Below are 15,443 nucleotides of genomic sequence, written 5' to 3'. Positions count from 1 at the left end.
TATCCCAAATCCGGCGTTTACGCAAGGCGGGTTTGCCTTGCAATGGGCCGCCGTCTGTGATAGATTGATGGAGAGGCGGTCCTGTTTTCGGATCATGGAAAGGAGGGCTACATCATGATGAAGTGCCGTCTGTTTTCCGCCCTGCTCCTGCTCTTTACTCTCATGGCGGCGGGCTGTTCCGGCCAGCCGGCAGCGGTAACCGCCGACGACCTCGCCGACCAGGTCTACATCTACGAAAAAGAGGGGTTTGGGAGCGATTTCTATATCGCCCTCAACAGTGACGGAAGTATGCGATGTTCCGAAGGAGCCCTGAGCAGCTATTTTGGGCTCGGCACCTGGAAACTGGACGGAGACACCGTGATCCTCACCACAGATGATGAAAAATTCGTCAACCGCTTTGCCGTCGAGGACCGTACGCTGGTGTACCAATCAGCGGATTCCACAGGCTTTATGTACCTGACAGTGTCCGACGGCGAAAAATTTCTGCCCTCCGGGGCTCCCGTCGGCAGCCTCGACATCGACGAGGGGTAACACGACGCCCCCACACTATTCCCGCCGGGCGGCAGATTGCCGCCCCTACATTTTTACGAGCTCTTCGTTTTTGCAAGTCCAAGGCCCAGATAAAAGAATAAGAGATACTTCCCGGAGAGGGGCATCTCTTATCCCCCTTTTTATTTCTTATCTTCATTCTGCCGCCCCGCGGCGCAAGGAGGCACCATGAACCGTCATCCCGCCCACATCCTGTTGTTGAAGGCCGCCCGTGCTTTGGAGCTGCTCATCGCCGCCGTGATCCTGCTGGTGATCGTCTGCGGGGCGGTATTTTTGTTCCGGGAGACTGGCCGGACCCTGCTCCTCTCCCCAGAGGCCTTCGCCCTGGGGGATTTCCTCTCCGCCACACTGCTGCTGGTGATGGGAATTGAGTTCGTGAAGATGCTGGCCCTGCACACCGCCGACGCGGTGGTGGACGTGCTGCTGTTCACCATCGTCCGGCAGATGATCGTCAGCCACACCGACGCGGCGGAGACGCTACTGGGCGTGGCAGCGGTGGCGGGCATCTTCGCTGTGAAGAAATATCTTCAGGCCAGGGAGAACGCCGCGTGAAGCCGCACGGACCGGACGGCAAGCCGTCCGGTCCGTTTTTTCCGCTATGCCCTGCGGCCCAGCCGCTCCCGCCTGCGGCGGAGGGCGTCTGCCAGCCGCGCGCCTGCCCAGCCTGCGGCGGCGCCCACCAGAATGCCCCCCAGCACGTCGGTGGGCCAGTGGACGTACAGGTACAGCCGGGAGAAGGCGATCCCAGCCGCCAGTACCAGGGCAGGCTTCCACAGGGGGCTGCCGGAGGCCCGGAGGGCGAACACCGCCGCAAAGGACGCCGCCGTGTGCCCCGAGGGAAAGGATGCGTCCGCCGGGGGTGCTGTCAGCAGCTCCACCGCGGTATTCACCAAGAAGGGCCGGACCCGGCCGACCAGGGGTTTCAGAACGATATTGCAGCAGATCAGATCCAGAATCAGCGCAAAGGACAGGGACATCCCTGTCCAGCGGTGCTTCCACAGAAGCAGCAGCACCGCCGCCAGCAGGATCCAAATCTCTCCGTGGTCGCAGATCCGGCTGATCCACGGCATCACCGCGTCCAGAAAATCGCAGCGCAGATGGGCCTGGAGCCAGTCCAGCACCGCCAGTTCCGCCGCCTGCATCATACTTCCACACTCCTCTCCCGGCGCTTGCGCCGTGTGTGCAGGGAGCATCATACCACATTTTCCCCACAGTGCGCAACGGTTTTGGCATTTTCTTCTATGATCTGCACAAATCTGCGGGATTTTTGGCATTTTTCTGGGAAGGGGCGTTGACATCTCCCCGAGAACGTGATAGGATACCTTCAAAATTGGATCGCTCAGATAGAGGCGCGGCGTTCATCAGTACCGCTCCGGCAAGGCCAGGCAGCCGCCGGACGGGGAAGGGTCCGCCGCCGAAGTGCCGGGACGATGCCTGTCCTTCTGGTGCTGGGCCGTCAGGGAATACCTGCCGGACTGTCACAAACCTTTGTGAAGCGCTATCAATGGCTGTTCGGGATCGTCCCTGCCGGGGGCTTCTTTCCGTATTTTCCATGGACCGCTTGACAAAGCGGTCCATTTTTTCTCCTCTCCGCCGGCGGCAGGCGCGGAGGAGGTCTGTGACCGCCGCGGAATCTTTTTTGAGATGAGAAAGGTGAAGAAACATGAAGAGATTGTTGACCTTGCTGATGGCTCTGGCCATGACAGCGTCCCTGGCCGCCTGCGGCGGCACCGGCAGCTCCGGCGACACTGCCGACTCCGGCAATTCCGGCACCACCGCTGAAGGCGGGGAGACCGCCGGCTCCTCCGGCGTGGAGGACGGCGTGCTGACCATCGCCATGGAGTGCGCCTACGCCCCTTACAACTGGAGTCAGAGCGACGACTCCAACGGCGCTGTGCCCATCTCCAACGTGCCCGGCACCTATGCCAACGGCTACGACGTGATGATCGCCAAGCAGATCTGCGAGGCCAACGGCTGGAAGCTGGAAGTGGTTCAGTCCGACTGGGACTCTCTGGTTCCCGGCGTGCAGACCGGTACCTTTGACGCCGTCATTGCCGGCCAGTCCATGACTGCCGAGCGCAGCGAGCAGGTGGATTTCGCCGGCCCCTACTACTACGCCTCCATCGTCTGTGTGACCAAGACGGACAGCCCCTATGCCAACGCCGCCGGCATCAGCGACCTTTCCGGCGGCACCTGCACCGCGCAGATCGCCACCATCTGGTATGACTCCTGCCTGCCTCAGATCGAGGGCGCCCAGGTCCAGACTGCCGCGGAGACCGCCCCCGCCATGCTGATGGCCCTGGAGACCGACGCCGTGGACTTCATCTGCACCGATATGCCCACCGCTATGGGTGCCGTGGCCGCCTATCCCGACATGAAGATTCTGGACTTCACAGACTCCGACGACAACTTTGAGGTTGACGAGGGCGAGATCAACATCGGCATCTCCGTGATGAAGGGCAACACCGAGCTGAAGGAGGCCATTGACAGCGTGCTCTCCACTATGACGGCGGACGATTTCAACACCCTGATGAACGAGGCCATCGCCATTCAGCCCCTGAGCGAGTAAACACTTTCCAGAATGACCCGCGGCGGGAGGACAGTCTGTCCTCCCGCCTGCTTCCCGCATATCAACTCTTTACCGAAGGGAGTCTGCCTCCATGGAGAAACTGTTCCAGCTGGCATCCGACATTGCCAAGCTCTGGTCGAACTACGGCGTGTCCCACTATCTGCCCGGCATCCGCAATACCTTGATTCTGGCACTGGTGGCCACCGCCATCGGCTGCCTGATCGGATTCGTCTGCGGCATTCTGAACACCATTCCCCACAGCAAGAACGCCCCGCCCGTCAAGCGGTTCTTTCTGGCGCTGATCCGGGCAGTGGTCCGGATCTACGTGGAGATCTTCCGGGGTACCCCCATGGTGCTGCAGGCGGTGTTCCTCTATTACGGCCTGCCCTATTTTACGGACAACGCCGTGCGGTTTGACAGCATCTGGATGGCCGCCATTCTGGTGGTGTCCATCAACACCGGCGCCTACATGGCCGAGTCCGTCCGGGGCGGCATTATCTCCATCGACCCCGGCCAGACCGAGGGCGCCAAGGCCATCGGCATGACCCATGTGCAGACCATGCTGCATGTGATCCTGCCTCAGGCCATCCGGAATATCCTGCCCCAGATCGGCAACAACTTCATCATCAATGTGAAGGATACGTCCGTCATGTTCATCATCGGCTTCCCCGATTTCTTCTCCGCCCACCGGGCGGCGGTGGGCGCCAGCTACCTGTACTTCCCCTCCGCCGTGGTGGAGATGGCCGGGTACCTCACCATGACGCTGATCGCCTCCTTCCTGCTGCGCTGGTTGGAAAAGCGAATGGACGGCAGCAGCGATTACAAGCTGGCACAGACGGACCATCTGACCATGGCCGCCGGCACATACAGCCACCCGGACCGGGGCACTCCCTTCGATGAGCGGAGCAAAGAGTACCGGGATCGGGTCCGTCAGGAATTGCAGCACGGCCGTACGAGAGGAGATCGCTGACAACATGGACGATATGATTTTAGAGATCCGGCATCTGAGCAAGTCCTTCGGCAGCCACGAAGTGCTGCGGGACATCGATTTCACCGTGAAAAAAGGCGATGTCACCAGCATCATTGGTGCCTCCGGCTCCGGCAAGAGCACCCTGCTGCGGTGCATCAACCTGCTGGAGACCCCCACCAGCGGCGAGATCCTCTACCGCGGCCAGAACGTCACCGGTCCCAAGGTCAATGCCCCCAGTACCGCTCCCATGTGGGCATGGTGTTCCAGTCCTTCAACCTGTTCAACAACATGACCGTGCTGGAAAATTGCATGGTCGGGCAGATCAAGGTACTGAAAAAGGACAAGGAGACCGCCCGGAAGCGGGCCATGGAGTATCTGGAAAAGGTGGGCATGGCGCCTTACATCCAAGCCAAGCCCCGGCAGATCTCCGGCGGCCAGAAGCAGCGGGTGGCCATTGCCCGGGCCCTGGCCATGGAGCCGGAGGTGCTGCTGTTCGACGAACCCACCTCCGCCCTGGACCCGGAGATGGTGGGAGAAGTCCTCTCCGTCATGCAGGACCTGGCCCAGGAGGGCATGACCATGCTGGTGGTGACTCATGAGATGGCCTTTGCCCGGGACGTCAGCAGCCATGTGGTGTACATGAACCAGGGCGTCATCTGCGAGGAGGGCACGCCGGAGCAGGTTTTCGGCAATCCCCAGAAACAGGAGACGCAGGACTTCCTCTCCCGGTTCCGCAAGAATTGAATCCCGTCTTTCCCGTTCCCGGAGGCTCTGCCTCCGGGAACTTTTTTGTCTTTGTTGCGTCCACCACTTGTTCTTGTGGAAAAATCAGTTTAGAATAGCAACATCTTGTGCTTATGGAGGGATCCGGCCATGCACATTCACGGACTTCAGAAACTGGCCATGGTGGACTACCCGGGAAAGCTGGCGGCCACGGTGTTCACCGGCGGCTGCAACCTGCGGTGCCCCTTCTGCCACAACGCATTGCTGGTGACCCGGCTGGCGGAGACGCCGGAGATCCCGGAGCAGGAGGTGCTGGACTTCCTGGCCTCCCGCCGGGGGCTTTTGGACGGGGTGGTCCTCACCGGCGGGGAGCCGCTGCTCCAGCCGGACGCAGCGGATTTTCTGCGGAAGGTGCGGGAACTGGGCTTTGCCGTGAAGCTGGATACCAACGGCTGTGATCCTGCCCGGCTGGCGGAGATCCTGAACCAGGGCCTTGTGGACTATGTGGCCATGGACGTGAAAAACGCTCCGGCGCGGTATGCCGAAACCGTCGGCATACCGGGCTTCAACCCCGCCCCGGTGGAGGAGAGCATCCGTCTGCTGCGGAAAAGCACCGTGGACTATGAGTTCCGCACCACCCTGGTGCGGGAGCTCCACAGGCCGGAGGACCTGGACGCCATCGCCGCCTGGCTGGCAGGGGCACCCCGGTACTATCTTCAGAACTTTGTGGACTCCGGCAATCTGATCGGCCGGGGATATCACGGCTTTACAGCAGAGCAGCTGCAGGGCTTTGCGGAGCGGGTCCGGCCGTTCTTTGGAGCTGTGGAGCTGCGCGGCATTGACTAGATATGGAAAAATTCAGCGTTTTCACAGAAAATGCATACAAGATATAGTGGCATTTCTAATTGACAAGCCCCCAGGAAGTGGTAGAATGGGAAATACGGGGCGCGTCAGCGCCCATTGACTTGTCAGGAGCAGGGAATTGAATTTATCATAGAGAAAGCAGGGGTTTCATGTATCAGGTTGTCAAGCGGGATGGAAAGATCGCCTCTTTCGACATCTCCAAGATCAGCACCGCCATCACCAAGGCCTTTGAGGCCACCCACATGGAGTACAATCCGGACATCATTGATCTCCTGGCCCTGAGGGTCACGGCGGATTACCAGGATAAGATCCATGACGGCAAGATCACCGTGGAAGACATTCAGGACAGCGTGGAGGACATTCTCAGCAAGGCAGGCTATGCCGACGTGGCCAAGGCCTACATTCTCTACCGCAAGCAGCGGGAGAAGATCCGCAACCTGAACTCCACCATGCTGGACTACAAGGAGCTGGTGGACAACTACCTGCATATCAACGACTGGCGGGTGAAGGAGAACTCCACCGTCACCTACTCCGTGGGCGGCCTGATCCTCTCCAACTCCGGCGCCATCACCGCCAACTACTGGCTCTCTGAAATCTATGACCAGGAGATTGCCGACGCCCACAAGAGCGGCGCCATCCACCTCCACGACCTCTCCATGCTCACCGGCTACTGCGCCGGCTGGAGTTTGAAGCAGCTGATCCAGCAGGGCCTGGGTATCCCGGGCAAGATCAACTCCACCCCGGCCAGCCACCTCTCCACTCTCTGCAACCAGATGGTGAACTTCCTGGGCATCATGCAGAACGAGTGGGCCGGCGCCCAGGCGTTCAGCTCCTTTGACACCTATCTGGCCCCCTTTGTGAAAGTGGACAACCTCTCCCAGAAAGAGGTTAAACAGTGTATCCAGTCCTTTGTGTTCGGCGTGAACACTCCCTCCCGCTGGGGTACCCAGGCGCCGTTCTCCAACATCACCCTGGACTGGACCGTGCCTCGTGACCTGGAGAACCTGCCGGCCATCGTAGGCGGCAAGGAGCAGGATTTCACTTACGGCGACTGCAAGAAGGAAATGGATATGGTGAACAAGGCGTTCATCGAGATCATGACCGAGGGCGACGCCGACGGCCGGGGCTTCCAGTATCCCATCCCCACCTATTCCATCACGCGCGACTTTGACTGGTCCGACACGGAGAACAACCGCCTCCTGTTCGAGATGACCGCCAAGTACGGCACCCCCTATTTCTCCAACTACATCAACTCTGACATGGAGCCTTCTGACGTGCGCAGCATGTGCTGCCGCCTGCGGCTGGATCTGCGGGAGCTGCGGAAGAAGTCCGGCGGCTACTTCGGCTCCGGCGAGTCCACCGGGTCCGTGGGCGTGGTGACTATCAATCTGCCCCGGATCGCCTACCTCTCCCAGACGCCGGAGGAGTTCTATGAGCGGCTGGACCACATGATGGACATCGCCGCCCGGAGCCTGAAGGTGAAGCGCACCGTCATCACCAAGCTGATGGATGCGGGATTGTACCCCTACACCAAATACTACCTGGGCACCTTTGACAACCACTTCTCCACCATCGGCCTCATCGGCATGAACGAGGTGGGTCTGAACGCCAAGTGGCTGCGGAAGGACCTGACCCATCCGGAGACCCAGGCCTTTGCCAAGGACGTGCTGAACCACATGCGGGAGCGACTGATGGACTATCAGGAGCAGTACGGCGACCTCTACAACCTGGAGGCCACCCCCGCCGAGTCCACCACCTACCGGCTGGCCAAGCATGACGTGGCACTGTATCCCGATATCATCACCGCTGCCAAGAACCCCGGTGACACGCCTTATTACACCAACTCCTCCCACCTGCCGGTGGGCTACACCAACGACATCTTCGAGGCCCTGGCCATCCAGGATGACCTGCAGACCCTGTACACCTCCGGCACTGTGTTCCACGCCTTTTTGGGTGAGAAGCTGCCGGACTGGAAGGCGGCTGCCAATTTGGTGCGGAAGATCGCGGAGAATTTCAAGCTCCCCTACTACACCATGTCCCCCACCTACTCCATCTGTCCGGACCACGGCTATCTCTCGGGCGAGCACTTTACCTGCCCCAAGTGTGGGAAGACCTGCGAGGTGTGGAGCCGCATCACCGGCTATTACCGCCCTGTCCAGAACTGGAACGACGGCAAGGTCCAGGAGTTCAAGGACCGGCAGGAGTACCAGGTGGAGAACTCCCGGCTGGAGGGCCGCCGCCTCTGCGACCGGGATGCTGCGACGGAGCCCGCAGCCGGCACCGCGCCCAGCACACCGGCGGAGTGGGGCGAGGACGGCCTGTTCCTCTTCACCACCAAGACCTGCCCCAACTGCAGCATCGCCGAGCGGGAGCTGGAGAAGGCGGGCATCGCCTATCAGGTGATGGACGTGAACGAGCATCGGGAGCTGGTGGCCCGGTACGGTATCCAGCAGGCCCCCACCCTGATCGTCCGCCACGGAGAGCAGGTGGAGAAGCTGGTGAACGCCTCCACCATCAAAAAATTCGCCACTTCGCAGAGCGTGTAAACAACGAAAAAGGAGGGACTCTCGTCCCTCCTTTTCCGAGCTCCAAAATGCCGTCTCTGCGGAGCAGCACCCGCGGTACAGCGGTTACTATGCGGGGGACTGCGAAGTCTCCCTTATCTTCTGTCAGTCATCAGAGAGGAACATCTATGGACCAGTATTTCGACATCATTATCGTGGGCGGCGGCCCGGCCGGGCTCACCGCCGCCGTCTACGCCCGCCGGGCAGGAAAGTCCGTTCTGCTGCTGGAACGGGAGAGCTTCGGCGGGCAGATCGCCTCCTCTCCCAAGGTGGAAAACTTTCCGGGCCTGCCCGCCGTGTCCGGCGCTGAACTGGCGGAGCGGCTGTACAGCCAGGCCGAGGCCCTGGGGACCCGGATCGAACTGGAGGAGGCGCTGGAGATCCAGAGCGGCACGCCCAGCCGGGTGGTCACCGACTACGGTGCCTATACCGCCGGGGCGGTAATCCTGGCCGCCGGGATGCGGCGCCGGACCCTGGGCCTTGCGGGCGAGGATCGTCTGGCCGGCATCTCCTTCTGCGCTGTGTGCGACGGAGCCTTTTACGCCGGACAGGATGTGGCAGTGGCCGGAGGCGGCAGCACCGCCCTGCAGGATGCGCTGTATCTGGCAGACATCTGCCGCCATGTGACGGTGATCCACCGGCGGTCGGACTTCCGGGCGGATCCCATTCTGGTGGAGCGGGCGGAGAAGACCGCCAACCTCACGCTGCTGCGGTCCACCGTGGTGGAGGCCCTGGAGGGATCGGAACGCCTCACCGGCCTGACCCTGCGGAACACCGCTGTGGGAGAAGTCTCCCACCTGCCGGTCTCTGCGCTGTTCCAGGCGGTGGGTCTGCTGCCGGAGAGCCGGCTGGCCCGGTCTCTGGGGGTGCCGGTGGACGAAGCGGGCTTTATCGCCGCCGGGGAGGACTGCCTGACGCCGATTCCCGGCATCTTTGCGGCAGGGGATCTCCGCGCCAAGGAGGTCCGCCAGCTGACCACCGCCTGCGCGGACGGCGCTGTGGCGGCCCTGGCGGCCTGCCGCTTCTGTGTTTGACGCCGGGCCACCTTCTCAAGAATCCGTACAGGCCGCCGGGCGTTCCCGGCGGCCTGTGCTGTTCTCTTCACTCCTCCAGAAGAGGGGGAGATTTTTCGGTCTGGGCGGGATCGCAAGACACCGTTCACCCAATGGAAAGGCGGCCGCCGGTTTTTCGGCGGCCGCCTGGCGTTTATTTGATGGCAAAGGTGACGGAGACGGTGACCTGCTGTTCTCCCAGCAGCCCGCCCTGCGCCACGCAGTAGGTCCCGGCGGGCAGGACGCCGCCCCAGTCCAGCTCTCCCCAGCTGAGGGTAAGCTTCCGGCTCTCTCCCGGGGCCAGCTCATAGGCAATGGCGATGGTGTCCATTTCCTTGTTCATCTGATACCAGCCGCCGTTCACCTGCCGATAGAGACCGTAGTCCGCCCCATAGGAGAAGGTCTCCTCCGCCGCATTTTGCAGTACCACAACCGCGCCGGTGGTAGTGCATTGCTGCAGCTCCATCGTCAGCCCCTCCGGCGCCGCAGACAAGGCAGCCGCGGGCATCCCGCCCAGGAACAGCCGCTGGGTCAGAACGGCCAGCTCCTCCCAGGAGACGTTCTCCGCCGCCTGCAGCTCCGTGGCGCTGCCGGAGAACCACAGGCCGTTCCGCACGGCCCATTGGACAGCCTCCCGACTCCAGGTTGGGATGGTATCCACGTCCCGGTATCCGGCCAGATCCCGGTCGCTCCCCTTCTCCAGCGGCAGGTCCGTGGTCTTGGCATAGCGGTACAGCATCACCGTCGCCTGCTGGCGGGTCACCGGTGCCGCAGGACGGAAGGCACCGCCTGCATAGCCCCCTGCGATGCCGCTGGCCTTAGCCCAACAGAGCGCCTCGAAATACGGAGACCAGGAGCCCACATCCCGGAAGGGTGCGGAGCTGCCCTCGCTGACCACAGGAGCGCCGCCGTGGGCCACATGGGCGTCATACAGGGCGTCTGCAAAGGCCCCGCGGCTCACCGCGTCCGGCGGTGTGCTTCCAGTCCCGCTGGCGGCACCGCACAGCAGCAAGCAGGCGCACAGGCACAATATCCAACCTCTCCAGATCCGACGTCTCATTCGGCGTCACGCTCCCCTTCTTTGTTTTTCCTGACTCCATGCGCCGTGCGGGCCATGAGAACAGGCAAGCCGGTTGGCGCATGAGGGTTTTCCGCATACAGACCCACAGCTCGCGCGCAGGACTTTCAAACCGCACATGGTCCTTCTACCATAGGTCTTTATAGGAATTAGACGATTTTTCCATAGGTTTTGTTTCATCTCCGGCAGAATTTTTTACCGTCGGCGAGCATCACAGGCCGTTGACGATGTTGTCCGGCCGCTCTCCCGCAGCCAAATGCTCCACATTTCGCCACATGTGGGCATGGGCCCGACGGAAGGATGCCTCTGTAATGCCGCCCAGGTGGGGTGCCAGGACCACTTTCCGATGGACCTCCGGCGGCAGCGCCGTCAGGGGGTGCCCCGCCGGCACCGGCTCCGGGGACAGCGTGTCCAACCCCGCTCCAGCGATTCGCCCCTCCAGCAGGGCCTGCCGCAGGGCCTCGTTGTCCACAAGGTCTCCCCGGGCGGTGTTGATGAGGTACGCTGTGGGTTTCATCCGCCGCAGCAGAGCGGCATCCACCAGATTCCGGGTCTCCTCCGTGACAGCGCAGTGGAGGCTGACGATGTCGCTCTTCTCCGCCAGCTCCTCCAACGGCAGGTAGGTGACGTGGTATTTTTTCTCCTCTTCCGGCAAGCGGCGGTGCTTGGTGTAGTAGTACAGCTCGCAGCCGAAGGGGACCAGCCGCTCCGCCGCGGCCCGCGCAATGTCTCCAAATCCTACCAGGCCCACCTTGCAGGCAGAGAGCTCCGTGATCCCCTCCACCATGCACCGCTCTTTCATCTCCATCTGCCGTCCCGCCCGGACGGCCTCGTCCCCCTCCAGGGCATGGCGCAGGAGCATCAGTATCAGCAGGACCGTCTGCTCCGCCACGGCCCCGGCGTTGCAGCCCTTGTTGTTGCAGACGTAAATGCCCCGCTCCCGGGCGGCGGAGAGGTCAATGCGGTCAAACGCCACCCCCTCCGAGTGAATCAGCCGCAGGCAGGGCATGTGTTCCATCAGAGCAGCGGACACCACCGTGATGGCGTCCACGAACAGCACCTCCGCATCAGCGCCGGCGGCCAGAATCTCTGCCTCCGTGCTGTCCTTGTCCAGAAATACCAGCTCCTGCTGCTGGATGAAGGGCATCGCGGGCTGATAGGCCCGGTAACGGGCCTCCGCACCCAGGATCACAATCTTCACGGATAACGCCTCCCTCTTTCGTTCAACTCCATTATAACATCCCCCCGGCGGTTGTCCACGGTGAAAACCCACGAAATCCGGCCGTACAAACGCCTCCGGCCCGTGCGTCCTGCCGTCAACAGCAGACTGGATATGCCGGGGCAAAAAAGGAGGGCGGAATCTGTCAAATCTGCCAGTTGCGGCGCCGGAGAAAATCCGGTACAATAGGTATGACTTTTATGGTATTACCTATTTTAAGATCAGAAAGAGGTGTGACTATGAGCGGTCAGCCGGCCCAGACCAAGACCATCCGCTCTCAGCTGCTTGCCGACATGAAGGACGGTGCCTACGCCAGCTGCGAGCGCCTGCCCCGGGAGAGTGTCCTGGCAGAGAAGCTGGGAATCAGCCGCACGCAGCTGCGGGACATTCTGGCCTCTCTGGAGCGGGAGGGCTTCATCACCCGCCGCCACGGAGTTGGCACCATCATCAACCGCCATGTGCTGAACGTCCAGACCCGCATGGACATTGAGGTAGAGTTCCTGGACATGATCCGCCAGAGCGGACATGAGCCGGCGGTGGCCTTTGTCCGGGTTTCCGATGGGACTGCCGATGCCCAGGTGGCCGCTCAGCTCCGCATTCCGGAGGACACCCCCATCATCCGCATCGCCCGGCTGTGCACCGCGGATGGCCGGCCCGCCATCTACTGCGAGGACGTGGTGGAAAAGGCCCTGGCCAAGGGGGATTACACCATCCAGGACTTCAAGCTCCCCATCTTCCACTTCCTCCAGCGGTTCTGCGGCATCTATCCCTATCTGGATCTGACAGACGTGCGGCCCGCCGCGGCGGATGCCGCCCTGGCGGAGATCTTCCAGGTGCCCATGGGCACGCCGCTGCTGAACATGGAAGAGGTGGACTATGACATCGACGGACGCCCCGTGTTCTGCTCCAGCGAGTATTTTGTGGACGGCATCTTCCGCCACACCGTCATGCGGAAAAAACTCTGAGCCGCAGAAAGGAGCGCTTGCGATGAAAAAAGTTGCCGTCATCATGGGCAGCGACAGTGACTGGCCCGTGGTCAAAGGGGCCTGTACCCAGCTGGACGCCCTGGACATCCCCTATGAGGCCCATATCCTCAGCGCCCACCGGACGCCGACCCAGGCGGCTGAGTTCGCCAAGTCCGCCCGGGAGCGGGGATTCGGCGTGGTCATCTGCGCCGCCGGCATGGCTGCCCATCTGGCGGGGGCCTTTGCCGCCAACACCACCCTGCCTGTCATCGGCATTCCCATGAAGGGGGGCGTCCTGGATGGACTGGATGCCCTGCTGGCCACAGTCCAGATGCCCGGCGGCATCCCGGTGGCTACGGTAGCACTGAACGGCGCGAAAAATGCTGCTGTGCTGGCCGCCCAGATCCTGGCGGTGGAGGACGAGGCCCTGACCCGGCGCCTGGAAGCGGAGCGGCGGAAGATGGCGGAGCAGATCGCCGAGAAGGACGCCAAGCTCCAGGAGGAACTCCTGAAATCGTGAGAAATCGGAAATGAGGAATCGGAAAGTCTTGAGTCCGTCCTGACCGGACGGCTCAAAGTTCCGTATCCGCGCCATCCCGCGGCCGGATTTCTGATTTCTCATTTCTATTTTCTCTTTCCCTTCCGTTTTTCTAATGGTTTATCAATTGCCTATTCAAATATCTAATCTCTCAACAGAAAGAAAGGACGAACGCACCATGCAGAAGCTGGAACAGCTCTATGAGGGAAAGGCCAAGAAGGTCTTCCGCACCGACGACCCGGAACTTTACATCGTGGACTACAAGGACGACGCCACCGCCTTCAACGGCCTGAAGAAGGGCACCATTGCGGGCAAGGGCGTCATCAACAACCAGATGACCAACCATCTGATGCGGCGGATCGAAAAGGCCGGCATTCCCACCCACTTCGTTCAGGAGCTGAGTGAGCGGGAGACCCTGGTGAAGAAGGTCTCCATCGTGCCGCTGGAGGTTATCATCCGCAACCTCTCTGCCGGGTCCTTCGCCAAGCGGTACGGTGTGGAGGAGGGCATCGTATTCGACGCTCCCACCATCGAGTTCTCCTACAAGAACGACGAACTGGGAGATCCCCTGCTGAACAGCTATCACGCCCTGGCGCTGAAGCTGGCCACAGCGGAGGAGATCGAGACCATCAAGAAGTACGCCTTTGCCGTCAACGACATTCTCAAGGCCTTCTGGGCAGAGTGCGGCGTCACGCTGGTGGACTTCAAGCTGGAGTTCGGCAGACTGACCGACGGCACGATCGTTCTGGCGGACGAGATCAGCCCCGACACCTGCCGCCTCTGGGACGAAAAGACCCATGAGAAGCTGGACAAGGACCGCTTCCGCCGGGACCTGGGCGGCGTGGAGGGCGCCTATGCCGAGGTCATGCAGAGACTGCTTGCCCATGATGCCGACTGAGCTGAGCGCCGTGCTCCCGGCCCGCCACATCCAAGAGGAGTGCGGCGTGTTCGGCGTGTACGCGCCGGAGACGACGGATGTGGCCCCCCTGGCCTATTACGCCCTGTACGCCCTCCAGCACCGGGGCCAAGAGAGCGCCGGCATCGCGGTGAACGATGATGGCGTGTTCACCGCGTACCGGGATGTGGGGCTGGTGAACGAGGTGTTTCCGGCGGAGCGGCTCCGCTCCCTGGGCACGGGCACCATCGCCGTAGGCCACGTGCGCTACGGCACCACCGGGTCCGACAACAAGCGGAACGTCCAGCCCATCCTGGTGAACCACTACAAGGGCCGCATGGCCCTGGCCCACAACGGCAACCTCACCAACTCCCACGCATTGCGCCAGGAGCTGGAGAGCCAGGGCTCCATCTTCCAGACCACCACGGACTCCGAGGTCATCGCCTACATCATCGTCCAGGAGCGTTTGCGCGCCCCCTCCATCGAGGAGGCGGTCTCCGCCGCCATGGACCGGATCGAGGGGGCCTACTCCCTGGTGATCTCCTCCCCCACCAAGCTCATCGCCGTCCGGGACCCCCACGGCTTCCGGCCGCTGTGCATGGGACGACTGCGGGACGGGGGCGTGGTGTTCGCCTCCGAGTCCTGCGCCCTGGACGCCATCGGCGCCCGGTTCGAGCGGGACATCCTGCCCGGGGAGATCGTGGTGGCGGACAAGTCCGGCGTCAAGTCCGACACCCGCCACTGCGGCAAGGTCCCCAAGCGGCTCTGCGTGTTCGAGTTCATCTACTTCGCCCGGCCGGACTCCGTCATCGACGGGTCCAGCGTCCACGTGGCACGGCAGCGGGCCGGGGCCTTCCTGGCCCTGGAGCACCCGGTCCAGGCGGACATCGTCATCGGTGTGCCGGACTCCGGCCTGGACGCCGCCCTGGGCTACGCCCGGCAGAGCGGTATCCCCTACGGCATGGGGTTCATCAAGAACAAGTACATCGGCCGCACCTTCATCTCCCCCACTCAGGCCATGCGGGAAAACGAGGTCAATATCAAGCTGAACCCCATCCGCTCCGTGGTGGAGGGCAAGCGGGTGGTGCTGATCGACGACTCCATCGTCCGGGGCACCACCTGCCGCCGGACCATCGACCTGCTGCGGAAAGCCGGGGCGAAGGAGATCCACATGCGGGTCAGCGCGCCGCCCTTTGTGGCCGCCTGCTACTACGGTACGGACATCGATGACCCCAGCAAGCTCATCGCCAACAACCACTCGGTGGAGGAGATCGCAAAGATCATCGGTGTGGATTCCCTGGGGTATCTGAGCCTGCAGGACGTGGTGAAGCTGGCGGACAATACCCAGTGCGGCTTCTGCACCGCCTGCTTCGGCGGGGGCTACCCCACCGCCGTGCCCCAGGACGGCGGCAAAGACCGATTCGAGTGCAAGATCAGTGAGAGGGAGAGGACCTGAT

The 15,443-nt window shown here is 62.2% G+C and carries 14 protein-coding genes, 1 pseudogene and 1 riboswitch; of the genes and pseudogenes, 12 read left to right on the top strand and 3 right to left on the bottom strand.

Going from position 1 to position 15,443, the window contains the following annotated elements; all coding sequences use genetic code 11:
• The first annotated feature begins 114 nt into the window (after positions 1-114).
• Together EIO64_RS14725 and EIO64_RS14720 are read left to right on the top strand one after the other, a co-directional pair.
• Entirely contained in the window at positions 115-531 is a 417-nt protein-coding gene (locus EIO64_RS14725) for a hypothetical protein (RefSeq protein WP_136891542.1), read from the top strand.
• A gap of 186 nt (positions 532-717) precedes the next feature.
• Positions 718-1,101 carry a hypothetical protein gene (locus EIO64_RS14720; protein WP_021749332.1) on the top strand — a complete coding sequence of 128 codons (384 nt, stop codon included), beginning with the start codon at positions 718-720 and terminating at the stop codon, positions 1,099-1,101.
• Between the two features lie 44 nt (positions 1,102-1,145).
• Here EIO64_RS14720 and EIO64_RS14715 read toward each other — a convergent pair whose 3' ends face one another.
• Positions 1,146-1,694 carry a phosphatase PAP2 family protein gene (locus EIO64_RS14715; protein WP_309469879.1) on the bottom strand — a complete coding sequence of 183 codons (549 nt, stop codon included), beginning with the start codon at positions 1,692-1,694 and terminating at the stop codon, positions 1,146-1,148.
• 191 nt (positions 1,695-1,885) lie between these two features.
• A riboswitch (Lysine riboswitch) is annotated at positions 1,886-2,058 on the top strand.
• 154 nt (positions 2,059-2,212) lie between these two features.
• Here EIO64_RS14715 and EIO64_RS14710 point away from each other — a divergent pair.
• From EIO64_RS14710 to EIO64_RS14685, 6 genes and pseudogenes are all read left to right on the top strand, one after another.
• Positions 2,213-3,118 (top strand): transporter substrate-binding domain-containing protein, encoded by a 906-nt coding sequence (locus EIO64_RS14710; protein ID WP_119310686.1) that lies wholly within the window; start codon positions 2,213-2,215, stop codon positions 3,116-3,118.
• Between the two features lie 91 nt (positions 3,119-3,209).
• Positions 3,210-4,088: an amino acid ABC transporter permease gene (locus EIO64_RS14705; protein WP_119310685.1), complete on the top strand. Its 879-nt coding sequence runs from the start codon at positions 3,210-3,212 to the stop codon at positions 4,086-4,088.
• A 4-nt stretch (positions 4,089-4,092) separates the two neighbouring features.
• Positions 4,093-4,832 (top strand): annotated as a pseudogene (locus tag EIO64_RS14700) (amino acid ABC transporter ATP-binding protein).
• Positions 4,833-4,961: 129 nt separating this feature from the next.
• Complete coding sequence (locus tag EIO64_RS14695; RefSeq protein ID WP_021749338.1) at positions 4,962-5,657, top strand: anaerobic ribonucleoside-triphosphate reductase activating protein; 696 nt, start codon at positions 4,962-4,964, stop codon at positions 5,655-5,657.
• 167 nt (positions 5,658-5,824) lie between these two features.
• The gene (locus tag EIO64_RS14690; RefSeq protein ID WP_136891541.1) at positions 5,825-8,221 is read left to right on the top strand and encodes a ribonucleoside triphosphate reductase; all 2,397 of its coding nucleotides are present in this window, start codon (positions 5,825-5,827) and stop codon (positions 8,219-8,221) included.
• 146 nt (positions 8,222-8,367) lie between these two features.
• Positions 8,368-9,273 carry an NAD(P)/FAD-dependent oxidoreductase gene (locus EIO64_RS14685; protein ID WP_136891540.1) on the top strand — a complete coding sequence of 302 codons (906 nt, stop codon included), beginning with the start codon at positions 8,368-8,370 and terminating at the stop codon, positions 9,271-9,273.
• A gap of 172 nt (positions 9,274-9,445) precedes the next feature.
• On the opposite strand, the gene EIO64_RS14680 is transcribed toward EIO64_RS14685, so the two are convergent.
• Both EIO64_RS14680 and EIO64_RS14675 read right to left on the bottom strand, forming a co-directional pair.
• Positions 9,446-10,351, bottom strand: a complete 906-nt coding sequence (locus EIO64_RS14680) for an S-layer homology domain-containing protein (RefSeq protein WP_136891539.1) — start codon at positions 10,349-10,351, stop codon at positions 9,446-9,448.
• A gap of 229 nt (positions 10,352-10,580) precedes the next feature.
• Positions 10,581-11,570 (bottom strand): 2-hydroxyacid dehydrogenase, encoded by a 990-nt coding sequence (locus EIO64_RS14675; RefSeq protein WP_136891538.1) that lies wholly within the window; start codon positions 11,568-11,570, stop codon positions 10,581-10,583.
• 257 nt (positions 11,571-11,827) lie between these two features.
• Here EIO64_RS14675 and EIO64_RS14670 point away from each other — a divergent pair, with 257 nt between their 5' ends.
• The 4 genes from EIO64_RS14670 (at position 11,828) to purF (ending at position 15,442) form a co-directional block, all read left to right on the top strand.
• Positions 11,828-12,553, top strand: a complete 726-nt coding sequence (locus EIO64_RS14670) for a GntR family transcriptional regulator (RefSeq protein WP_021749345.1) — start codon at positions 11,828-11,830, stop codon at positions 12,551-12,553.
• Positions 12,554-12,575: 22 nt separating this feature from the next.
• The gene (gene purE, locus EIO64_RS14665; RefSeq protein ID WP_021749346.1) at positions 12,576-13,073 is read left to right on the top strand and encodes a 5-(carboxyamino)imidazole ribonucleotide mutase; all 498 of its coding nucleotides are present in this window, start codon (positions 12,576-12,578) and stop codon (positions 13,071-13,073) included.
• A gap of 196 nt (positions 13,074-13,269) precedes the next feature.
• The gene (gene purC, locus EIO64_RS14660; RefSeq protein WP_025544893.1) at positions 13,270-13,989 is read left to right on the top strand and encodes a phosphoribosylaminoimidazolesuccinocarboxamide synthase; all 720 of its coding nucleotides are present in this window, start codon (positions 13,270-13,272) and stop codon (positions 13,987-13,989) included.
• The gene (gene purF / locus EIO64_RS14655; protein ID WP_136891809.1) at positions 13,979-15,442 is read left to right on the top strand and encodes an amidophosphoribosyltransferase; all 1,464 of its coding nucleotides are present in this window, start codon (positions 13,979-13,981) and stop codon (positions 15,440-15,442) included. Before purC ends, purF begins: the two co-directional genes overlap by 11 nt.
• Position 15,443: the final 1 nt, after the last annotated feature.

The sequence above is a fragment of the Dysosmobacter welbionis genome (assembly GCF_005121165.3).
Classification (GTDB): Bacteria; Bacillota; Clostridia; order Oscillospirales; family Oscillospiraceae; genus Oscillibacter; species Oscillibacter welbionis.
This window is presented reverse-complemented; position numbering and strand designations above follow the sequence as displayed.

Excerpts from the sequence above, each read along its gene's own strand:
- EIO64_RS14725 (WP_136891542.1), top strand. The coding sequence starts at position 115 with ATGATGAAGTGCCGTCTGTTTTCCGCCCTGCTCCTGCTCTTTACTCTC.
- EIO64_RS14720 (WP_021749332.1), top strand. The coding sequence starts at position 718 with ATGAACCGTCATCCCGCCCACATCCTGTTGTTGAAGGCCGCCCGTGCT.
- EIO64_RS14715 (WP_309469879.1), bottom strand. The coding sequence starts at position 1,694 with ATGATGCAGGCGGCGGAACTGGCGGTGCTGGACTGGCTCCAGGCCCAT.
- EIO64_RS14710 (WP_119310686.1), top strand. The coding sequence starts at position 2,213 with ATGAAGAGATTGTTGACCTTGCTGATGGCTCTGGCCATGACAGCGTCC.
- EIO64_RS14705 (WP_119310685.1), top strand. The coding sequence starts at position 3,210 with ATGGAGAAACTGTTCCAGCTGGCATCCGACATTGCCAAGCTCTGGTCG.
- EIO64_RS14695 (WP_021749338.1), top strand. The coding sequence starts at position 4,962 with ATGCACATTCACGGACTTCAGAAACTGGCCATGGTGGACTACCCGGGA.
- EIO64_RS14690 (WP_136891541.1), top strand. The coding sequence starts at position 5,825 with ATGTATCAGGTTGTCAAGCGGGATGGAAAGATCGCCTCTTTCGACATC.
- EIO64_RS14685 (WP_136891540.1), top strand. The coding sequence starts at position 8,368 with ATGGACCAGTATTTCGACATCATTATCGTGGGCGGCGGCCCGGCCGGG.
- EIO64_RS14680 (WP_136891539.1), bottom strand. The coding sequence starts at position 10,351 with ATGAGACGTCGGATCTGGAGAGGTTGGATATTGTGCCTGTGCGCCTGC.
- EIO64_RS14670 (WP_021749345.1), top strand. The coding sequence starts at position 11,828 with ATGAGCGGTCAGCCGGCCCAGACCAAGACCATCCGCTCTCAGCTGCTT.
- purE (WP_021749346.1), top strand. The coding sequence starts at position 12,576 with ATGAAAAAAGTTGCCGTCATCATGGGCAGCGACAGTGACTGGCCCGTG.
- purC (WP_025544893.1), top strand. The coding sequence starts at position 13,270 with ATGCAGAAGCTGGAACAGCTCTATGAGGGAAAGGCCAAGAAGGTCTTC.
- purF (WP_136891809.1), top strand. The coding sequence starts at position 13,979 with ATGCCGACTGAGCTGAGCGCCGTGCTCCCGGCCCGCCACATCCAAGAG.